Raw genomic sequence first — 8,240 nt, forward strand, 5'->3', positions numbered from 1 at the left:
GCGAGATGGCCGCCCTGGCCGCGACCAGTGGTAGAAGCTTCGTCGACGCCCCGGTCTCGGGCGGCCAGGCGGGCGCGGAGAACGGCCAGTTGACCATCATGGCTGGCGGCGACCTGGTGGCCTACGACCGTGTGCTGCCGGTGATCGAGGTCTACGCCAAGGCCGTCCGCCGCATGGGCGAGGTCGGCGCGGGCCAGCTGACCAAGATGTGCAACCAGATCGCCATCGCCGGCGTCGTCCAGGGCGTCGCCGAGGCGCTGCACTTCGCCAAACGGGCGGGTCTGCCGACCGACGATGTGCTGGCGGCGATCTCCAAGGGCTCGGCCCAGTCGTGGCAGATGGAAAACCGCTGGGCGACCATGGCGCGCGGCGAGTTCGAGTTCGGTTTCGCCGTCGACTGGATGCGCAAGGACCTGGGCATCGCGCTGGACGAAGCTCGCGCCAACGGCGCGACCCTGCCGGGCACGGCGCTGATCGACCAGTTCTACGCCGAGGTCCAGGCCATGGGCGGCGCCCGCTGGGACACCTCCAGCCTGGTGGCGCGTCTAGAGAAGTAGGCGCTAGCCCAGCAGGACGTCGGCCAGTTCGCCGGCGTCCCAGGCGGCGCGCGATGCGACGACGATGGGCGTCTGGCGCTCGAACGCGCGCAGCATCTCGACCGTCTGGTCGAGGTCCGGCGCGTCGAGGCTTTCGCTGACGACGATCGCCGCCACGACCAGGTTCCGGGCGCGTACGACCTCCAGCGCAGTCAGCAGGTGGCTGGCCGTGCCCAGATAGCTGCCGGCGACCAGCAGGATAGGCAGGCCGAGCGCCGCCATCAGCTCAAGGTTCGTCGCCTCGTCGGTCATCGGCGACATCACGCCGCCGGCGCCTTCGACCAAGGCGAGATCAACGTTGCGGCCGTCCAGCCAGACTCGGCAATCGGCGACGAGGTCGTCCATCCGCAAGACGTCGCCCTCCAGCCGGGCGGCGAGGTTCGGCGCCAGCGGCGCGCGATAGCGGCGGGGAGATATCTCCGCCCACGCGTCGGGGCGACCCAAGGCCATGGCAAGGCGCGCAGGGTCGCTGGCCTCGGGCGCATCCGGATCGAACCCGCTGACGACCGGCTTGAACGCATCGACGTTCAGACCGCGCTTGCGTGAGGCTTCCAGCAGCGCGCAGCCGACATGCGTCTTGCCAAGATCGGTGCCGGTCCCCGCGACGAAGAAGGCTTTCATGCGGAGGCTTCCCGCAGCGCGGCGATGGCGTCGGCCAGGCGGATTACGTCGGCGTCGTCGTGGGCGGCGTTGAAGGCGACGCGCAGCCGCGCCGTGCCCTCCGGCACCGTCGGCGGGCGGATCGCCACGACCAGAAAACCTTGCGCCTCCAGGGCGGCGGAGGCCGAGAGGGCGGCGTCGGCGGTTCCCAGCACGACCGGTACGATCGGGCTCTGCGCGTCCGGTAAGCCGAGGCGCTCGGTGAACAATCTCGCCTTGGCGAGAGGCTGAACGGTCAGCTCCGGCCGCGTCTCGATCAGGTCCAACGCCGTCAGGGCGGCTGCGGCGGAGGCCGGGGGCAGGCCAGTGGCGTAGACCAGGGTGCGGGCGCGAGTCTTCAGCAGGTCGACCACCGCCTGCGAGCCGCAGAGATAACCGCCGTACGAGCCCAGGGCCTTCGACAGGGTGCCCATCTGCAGCGGAATCTCGGCGTCGGGGAACAAGGCGGCCGAGCCACGGCCTTCCGCCAGCACCCCGACGCCATGCGCGTCGTCGCTGAGCAGCCAGGCGTCGTGGCGCGCGCACACCTCGGAAAGCTGATCCAATGGCGCGATGTCCCCGTCCATCGAGAACACGCCGTCAGTCGCCACAAGAGCGTGGCGGGCGAGGGGGCGCTCGGCCTGCAGCAGGCGCTCCAGGTCGGCGACGTCGTTGTGGGCGAACTTGACGATCTTGGCGCCCGACAACTGCGCGCCGGCCCAGATGCAGGCGTGGGCCAGGGCGTCGACCAGCACGACGTCACCGGACCCGACCAGCGTGGGGATCACGCCGGTGTTGGCCAGATAGCCCGAGCCGAAAACGCAGGCCGCCTCGGTCCCTTTCAGTCGCGCCAAGCGCTTCTCAAGGTCGCCGAGCAGCGGATGGTCGCCGGTCACTAGGCGCGAGGCCGCCGCGCCCGCGCCGTAGTTCAGCGCCGCCTCGGCCGCCGCCGCGCGCACCTGCGGATGCTGTGACAGGCCCAGATAGTCGTTGCAGGAGAACGAAATCAGCCTACGGCCGTCGCGTTCGACCACGGCGCCGTCGTGGCGGCGGGTCGGCTTCAGCCAGCGCCGCAGGCTCTTGGCTCCCAGGGCCGCCAGCTTGCCGCCGGCGAAGGCGTCGAGGCTTTGCATGTCGTTTCCCGTTTGCCGTGGCTGGTGGGCGGGAATAGGCAAGGCGCCCCGAGTCCGCAAACGGAAACCGTCATGACCGATCCCGACTGGCTCACCGCCGGCGCCCCCCACGTCTGGCGGCCCTATTGCCAGATGAAGACGGCCCGGCCGCCGCTGCCGGTCGTGGCGACGCGCGGTTCCCGGCTGGTCCTGGCGGATGGTCGCGAACTGGTCGACGGCTTGGCTTCATGGTGGACGGCCTGCCACGGTTACAACCCCCCGCACATCGCCGCCGCCCTGCGCGACCAGATCGAGCGGATGCCGCACGTGATGTTCGGCGGCCTTGCGCATGAGCCGGCCTATCGGCTGGCCGAGCGTCTGGCGCGGATGCTGCCGGGAGACCTAAACCACGTCTTCTTCGCCGAGAGTGGCTCGGTCTCGGTCGAGATCGCCATGAAGATGTCGCTGCAGTTCCACATCAATCGGGGCGTGGCGGGACGCACGAAATTCCTGGCCTTCCGGGGCGGCTATCACGGCGACACCCTGGCGACGATGACGGTCTGCGACCCCGAGGAGGGGATGCACAGCCTGTTCGCGGGCGTCATGCCGGCCCAGGTCATCGCCGACCTGCCGTGCGACGCCGACAGCGAGGCGGCGCTGGATGCGCTGCTCGCCGAGCGCGGCGGCGAGATCGCGGCGATCCTGATCGAGCCTCTGGTGCAGGGCGCCGGCGGCATGTTGCTGCATCCGCCAGAGGTTCTGAGGACCTTGCGCCGGCTCGCCGACAAGCACGGCGTCCTGCTGATCTTCGACGAGATTTTCACCGGCTTTGGCCGTACCGGAACCCTGTTCGCCATGCAGGCGGCGGGCGTCGAACCCGACATCGTCACCCTGTCCAAGGCCCTGACCGGCGGCACGCTGCCGCTGTCGGCCGCTGTCGCCGCGCGCAAGATCTTCGAAGCCTTCTGGTCGGACGACGCCAGCGCGGCGCTGATGCACGGGCCGACCTACATGGCCAATCCGCTGGCCTGCGCCGCCGCCAACGCCTCGCTGGACCTGTTCGAGGACGGCGCCTGGGCGGCGGATGTCGCGCGGGTCGGCGCCGCGCTCGCCGAGGGTCTTGAACCGTGCCGGACCGGGCGGGGTGTCGTCGACGTCCGGATCTTAGGCGCGATCGGCGTGGTGGAGTTCGATGCGCCCTTGGCCGTCGGCGATCTCTGCGCGCGCTTCGCCGAGCTGGGGGCCTGGATCCGGCCGATGGGCAAGGTCATCTACCTGACGCCGGCCTTCACGACGCCGGACGCGGACCTCGCCCTGCTGACATCCGCCGTCCGTAAGGTGGTCGGCGTCGCCTGAGCCGCGATTGACCCGCAGCGGCGGGTCTGGTCCAAGCGGGGCCATGTCCGCCAAGTCCTCTCCCCTGACCGGCCTGGAATACCTCGCCATCCTGGCGATCATCCTGACCTGGGGGATCAACAACGCCGCCGCCAAGGTGGCGACGCTGTACCTGCCGCCGATGCTGATGGGCGGCCTGCGCTTCCTGGTGGCGCTGGCTTTCCTGTTTCCGTTCATTCGGCCGCCGTTCCCTGAGCCGCGCAAGGTGCTGGCGATCGTTCTGCTGACCGGACCGATCCATTTCGGGATCATCTACGTCGCCTTCAGCATGGCCAAGGCGCTGAGCCCGCTGGTCGTGGCTAGCCAGCTGTGGATCCCGTTCACCGCCATCTTCGCCTGGCGGATGCTGGGCGAGAGCATGCGGCCGCCGGCGGTCATCGGCCTGGTGATCGCCTTCGTGGGCGTGGCCTGGATGAGCCTTGATCCGCATGGGGCGGGCGACTTGCCGGCCTTGGCGCTGATCGTTTTCGCGGGGGCCTGCTGGGCCGTGGCCACGGTGCTGGTGCGCAAGACGCCCGGCATCAAGCCGCTGAAGATGCAAGGCGTGACCGCCTTGGTCGCAGCGCCAGTGCTGCTGACCATGTCGTTCGTCTTCGAGACGGGGCAGGTCGAGCACATCAAGGCCGCGCCGCCTATCGCCTGGGCGGCGGTGCTATTCGCCGCCGTGGTCTCGACGGTTGGGGCCAGCGCCTTGCTGTTCTGGCTGGTGCAGCGACGCGAGGCCGGGCGCGTGACGCCCTACTTCCTGCTGACGCCGCTGGTCTCGTGCACCATCGGCATCCTGTTCTTGGGCGACAAGCTCACGCCGCAGCTGCTGATCGGCGGCGGCGCGACCATGGTCGGCGTCGCCTTGGTCGCGATGACCGAAAAGCGGATCAAGCCGGAAGAGGCGCTGGCCGAAGCCGCCTAGCCCTTCGGCGGCGGGCAGCGATCGGCGGCCTCGCGGCGGAGCAGGGCGGGCGTGGCCTTGAGCTCGGCCTGGTCGCCGCCATAGGTCCCGGTGGTGATCTCGCCCTTGACCGCCAAGGGCTCGCCCGTCCGGGCGCGCACCAGGAACAGGCCCGCGATGTCTTGCATGTCGTCGAGGCTGACATAGGCCGCGCCGACCGTGGCCTGGCCCTTCAGTTCGGTGACGCCTTCTCCCGCGCCGGTGGCGTTGATCGTCCAGCCGGGCGGCACGTGGCAGACGGCCAGAACGTCGAGGCCGGAGACCTCAAGGTCGAAGGCCTGCAGGTTCTGGTTGGAATTGGCCGGCCGCCAGGCGAGGGAGACCAACTCGGTCGGCGGCGTTGTGGCTTGCGGGGGTGCTGTAGGCGCGGCCTGAGATGGCGGTGGGGGCGGGGCTTCGGCCTTGCGATCGCCCTTGGAGCCGTCGCAGGCCGCTGCCGCGGCCAGCAGCAGAGCGAGAGTCGAAAATCGCCAGATACGCATAGGGTGTCCCGCCGAGGGGTGAGTCTCGGCGGGAGCTAAGCGACTACTTGATCACGCCGCAAGCCGCGCGCGCGCCGGCGCCGCCGATCGGCTGGCTCTTGTGGTCGTCCGGGTTGGCGTGGACGACGATGGCCGAGCCGTCGGCGTCCAGCAGGGCGGGCCGGCCGCCGGCGCCCTTCAGCGAGACGAGCGTCGAATAGACTTCGGCCGTGGCGGAGCCGTCGGCGCTCGCGAAGATGTTCGGCAGGTCGCCGTTGTCGTTGGCGTCGGGGTTCAGCAGGCCGTGGACCGTCGTGGCGGCCGTGTGGACGTGGGCTCCGGCGGACTTGAAGTCGGGCGTGCCGCAGTCGCCCTTCTCGTGAAAATGGACCGCGTGCCAGCCGGGCGTCAGGCCCTTCAGTTCCAGCTTCAGCAGGACGCCGCGCGGAGCCTCGGTGAGGGTGACGACGCCCAAGTCCTTGCCGTCGCCGCCCTTTACCTGGGCGGTCGCGGCGGTCTGGGCCAGGGCCGGCGCGGCGGTGATCAGGGCGGCGAGGCCCAGGGTCGTCGCGAGGGTGAGGCTGCGCATGACGGGGTTTCCTTCTGAACTAGCGGGGACTGGGGGCGAAGCGGCCGTAAAGGTGGCGTCCGCCCCGTCGGAATGCTAACAGTTTCCGACAGTTCCGTGTCCGATTCTGACGGCGAAAAATTCCCTTGAGCGACGAACACACCACCATCCCCGCCGACGGTTCCCGCGGGGATATCGCCCCGATCAACATCGAGGACGAACTCCGCCGCTCCTACCTCGACTACGCCATGAGCGTGATCGTCAGCCGCGCCCTGCCGGACGCGCGCGACGGTCTCAAGCCCGTGCACCGTCGGGTGCTGTTTTCGATGCATGAACAGGGGCAGACGCCGGATCGCCCCTATGTGAAGTCGGCCCGCGTGGTCGGTGACGTGATGGGTAAGTATCACCCGCACGGCGACGCCTCGATCTACTTCACCCTGGTCCGCATGACCCAGTCGTTCTCGATGGGCCTGGTGCTGATCGACGGCCAGGGCAACTTCGGCTCGGTCGACGGCGATATGCCCGCGGCCATGCGCTATACCGAGTGCCGCATGGCCCCGCCTGCCATGGCGTTGCTGGCGGATCTCGACAAGGACACCGTCGACTTCGCCGACAACTACGACGGCAAGGAGCAGGAACCGACCGTCCTGCCGTCGCGGATTCCGAACCTGCTGGTCAACGGCGCGGGCGGCATCGCCGTCGGCATGGCGACCAACATCCCGCCGCACAATCTTGGCGAAATCATCGACGCCTGCCTGCTGCTGATCGACGAGCCGAACTGCACCACCGACCAGCTGCTGGACCTGGTGCCTGGCCCCGACTTCCCGACCGGCGGGGAGATCATCGGCCGCGCCCCGCCACGCCAGGCGCTGCTGACGGGCCGCGGCTCGGTGGTCATGCGCGGCGTGGCCAGCGTCGAGGAGCTGCGCGCCGGTCGCGAGGCCATCATCATCACCGAGATCCCGTATCAGGTGAACAAGGCCAATCTGGTCGAGCACATCGCCGAGCTGGTCCGCGAGAAGAAGATCGAGGGCGTCGCCGACATCCGCGACGAGTCCAACCGCGACGGCATGCGCATCGTGGTCGAGCTGAAGCGCGACGCCTCGGGCGAAGTGATCCTGAACCAGCTCTACCGCTTCACGGCGCTGCAGACCTCGTTCGGCGTCAACATGCTGGCCCTGAACCGCGGACGGCCCGAGCAGATGGGCCTGCACCAGCTGTTGCAGCTGTTCGTCGAGTTCCGCGAGGAAGTCGTCGTCCGCCGCACCAAGTTCGAACTGGGCAAAGCCCGCGATCGCGGCCACGTGCTGGTCGGCCTGACCATCGCCGTCGCCAATATCGACGAAGTGATCGAGATGATCCGCCGCGCGCCCGATCCGGTCGTCAATGCGGGTTAATCGCGCATCCGGCCGCCAGGCCTGAACCGCATCACGCAAAGGCGGGTACTCCCTGAATGTGTCGGGGAAGGGGACGCTGACATACACGGCATCCTTGCGCGTACAGACGCGAATTTGCGAATTGGCACGTTTGGCAAAATCGACATAGCCGGGCAAGTGCCGGGCCTGCGCGACGGCGACCTGCAGCGCACGGCCGTGGAGGCCTACCCGCGGCTGCTGGCGGACGTACCTGCGCAGGAACTGGATCAGCTCTACACGCCGACGGCCAGCGAGCGGGCGTTCGTCAACGATCCGGTCGGGGTGTATGTACCGGCTGAAGGGTCGTATATCTCCGCCGACCCGAGAACCACGTCGCCGGCCCCTTCGCCACCAACAGCGGCATCATCCCTGCGCTGGTTGGCGACGGCGATGCGCTGTTCTCCGATGCGCTCAACCACGCCTGCCTGATCGATGGCGCGCGCCTGTTCTTCGTGATCGCCCTCGTGGCGCACATCCTGGCGTACATCTGGTCCCCCTGGCTGAAGTAGCAGGGACCGCCGGTGCCGCAAGCGCGAGGCGGGATGGCCCGTGGGCGTGCCGTTGGCGATGCTCGCGGGGATCGTGGTGCTCGTCGGCTTCCTCACCGTCACGCGACGCGACCAGACGTCGCCGCAGCTGACGGCCTGACCGCGTGGCCTTCGCGGCGCCCGCGTCGCGACGCGCCGACCACCACGTGTCGCGTCCCGCAAGTCGGGGTAGCCGCGAGGCCGTCGAGCTCCCGCTCTCCTGGCGCGGGCCGACGCTACGGCGGCCCCGTCGACCGGGCCGCAGAACGGAGGCCCCGTGGGTGCCGTCGACCGGACCGCCGAGCGCGCGGCGCACGCGCGGATCCCCCAACGCGAGCCCGCCGCCCGCCAGAGCCCGGCGCTGATCGAGGTTCGGCAGAACGCGCCGGGGGGCGTCGGCGGCCGGCGACCGCGACCGCCGGCACCAGCACTGCGGCGACGAGCGTCACACCGCGTCCGGGCACGCCCGGCGCCGTCGCCTGCAGCAGGCCGCCGACGCCGAACTTGAGCTTGCCGTCGCGATAGCCCTGATGCGGATCGCCGATCGGTATCCAGGTGCCGCGGTCCCAAACGATCAC

The 8,240-nt window shown here is 69.5% G+C and carries 9 protein-coding genes and 1 pseudogene; 5 read left to right on the plus strand and 5 right to left on the minus strand.

The features are described 5' to 3' along the window. The coding region (locus Q0379_RS10990; RefSeq protein ID WP_299008314.1) for an NAD(P)-dependent oxidoreductase at positions 1-557 on the plus strand (557 nt) is incomplete at its 5' end. A gap of 3 nt (positions 558-560) precedes the next feature. On the opposite strand, the gene bioD is transcribed toward Q0379_RS10990, so the two are convergent. Together bioD and bioF are read right to left on the minus strand one after the other, a co-directional pair. Then, on the minus strand, positions 561-1,217 hold the full coding sequence (bioD, locus tag Q0379_RS10995) for a dethiobiotin synthase (RefSeq protein WP_299008316.1): 657 nt from the start codon (positions 1,215-1,217) through the stop codon (positions 561-563). Further along, positions 1,214-2,368, minus strand: a complete 1,155-nt coding sequence (gene bioF, locus Q0379_RS11000; protein WP_299008318.1) for an 8-amino-7-oxononanoate synthase — start codon at positions 2,366-2,368, stop codon at positions 1,214-1,216. Before bioF ends, bioD begins: the two co-directional genes overlap by 4 nt. Before the next feature lie 72 nt (positions 2,369-2,440). On the opposite strand from bioF, the gene Q0379_RS11005 reads away from it, so the two are divergent. Together Q0379_RS11005 and Q0379_RS11010 are read left to right on the plus strand one after the other, a co-directional pair. Further along, positions 2,441-3,703: an adenosylmethionine--8-amino-7-oxononanoate transaminase gene (locus Q0379_RS11005; protein ID WP_299008320.1), complete on the plus strand. Its 1,263-nt coding sequence runs from the start codon at positions 2,441-2,443 to the stop codon at positions 3,701-3,703. Positions 3,704-3,710: 7 nt separating this feature from the next. Then, positions 3,711-4,652, plus strand: coding sequence for an EamA family transporter (locus tag Q0379_RS11010; RefSeq protein WP_299008322.1), 942 nt, complete (start codon positions 3,711-3,713; stop codon positions 4,650-4,652). Here the strand turns inward: Q0379_RS11010 and Q0379_RS11015 are convergent. Together Q0379_RS11015 and Q0379_RS11020 are read right to left on the minus strand one after the other, a co-directional pair. Next, the gene (locus Q0379_RS11015; RefSeq protein ID WP_299008325.1) at positions 4,649-5,173 is read right to left on the minus strand and encodes a hypothetical protein; all 525 of its coding nucleotides are present in this window, start codon (positions 5,171-5,173) and stop codon (positions 4,649-4,651) included. The two genes, Q0379_RS11010 and Q0379_RS11015, sit on opposite strands and share 4 nt — an antisense overlap. 43 nt (positions 5,174-5,216) lie before the next feature. Further along, positions 5,217-5,741 (minus strand): superoxide dismutase family protein, encoded by a 525-nt coding sequence (locus Q0379_RS11020; protein WP_299008328.1) that lies wholly within the window; start codon positions 5,739-5,741, stop codon positions 5,217-5,219. A gap of 125 nt (positions 5,742-5,866) precedes the next feature. Between Q0379_RS11020 and Q0379_RS11025 the strand changes: the two are divergent. Next, a pseudogene (locus tag Q0379_RS11025) lies at positions 5,867-7,099 on the plus strand (DNA gyrase subunit A); the annotation flags it as partial. Positions 7,100-7,368: 269 nt separating this feature from the next. Here the strand turns inward: Q0379_RS11025 and Q0379_RS11030 are convergent. Next, positions 7,369-7,608: a hypothetical protein gene (locus Q0379_RS11030; protein WP_299008332.1), complete on the minus strand. Its 240-nt coding sequence runs from the start codon at positions 7,606-7,608 to the stop codon at positions 7,369-7,371. Between Q0379_RS11030 and Q0379_RS24205 the strand changes: the two genes are divergently transcribed. Continuing rightward, positions 7,588-7,644 carry a light-harvesting protein gene (locus tag Q0379_RS24205; protein ID WP_366519322.1) on the plus strand — a complete coding sequence of 19 codons (57 nt, stop codon included), beginning with the start codon at positions 7,588-7,590 and terminating at the stop codon, positions 7,642-7,644. The genes Q0379_RS11030 and Q0379_RS24205 overlap by 21 nt on opposite strands. Positions 7,645-8,240: the final 596 nt, after the last annotated feature.

It is taken from the genome of uncultured Caulobacter sp., assembly GCF_937900395.1.
Lineage (GTDB): Bacteria > Pseudomonadota > Alphaproteobacteria > Caulobacterales > Caulobacteraceae > Caulobacter.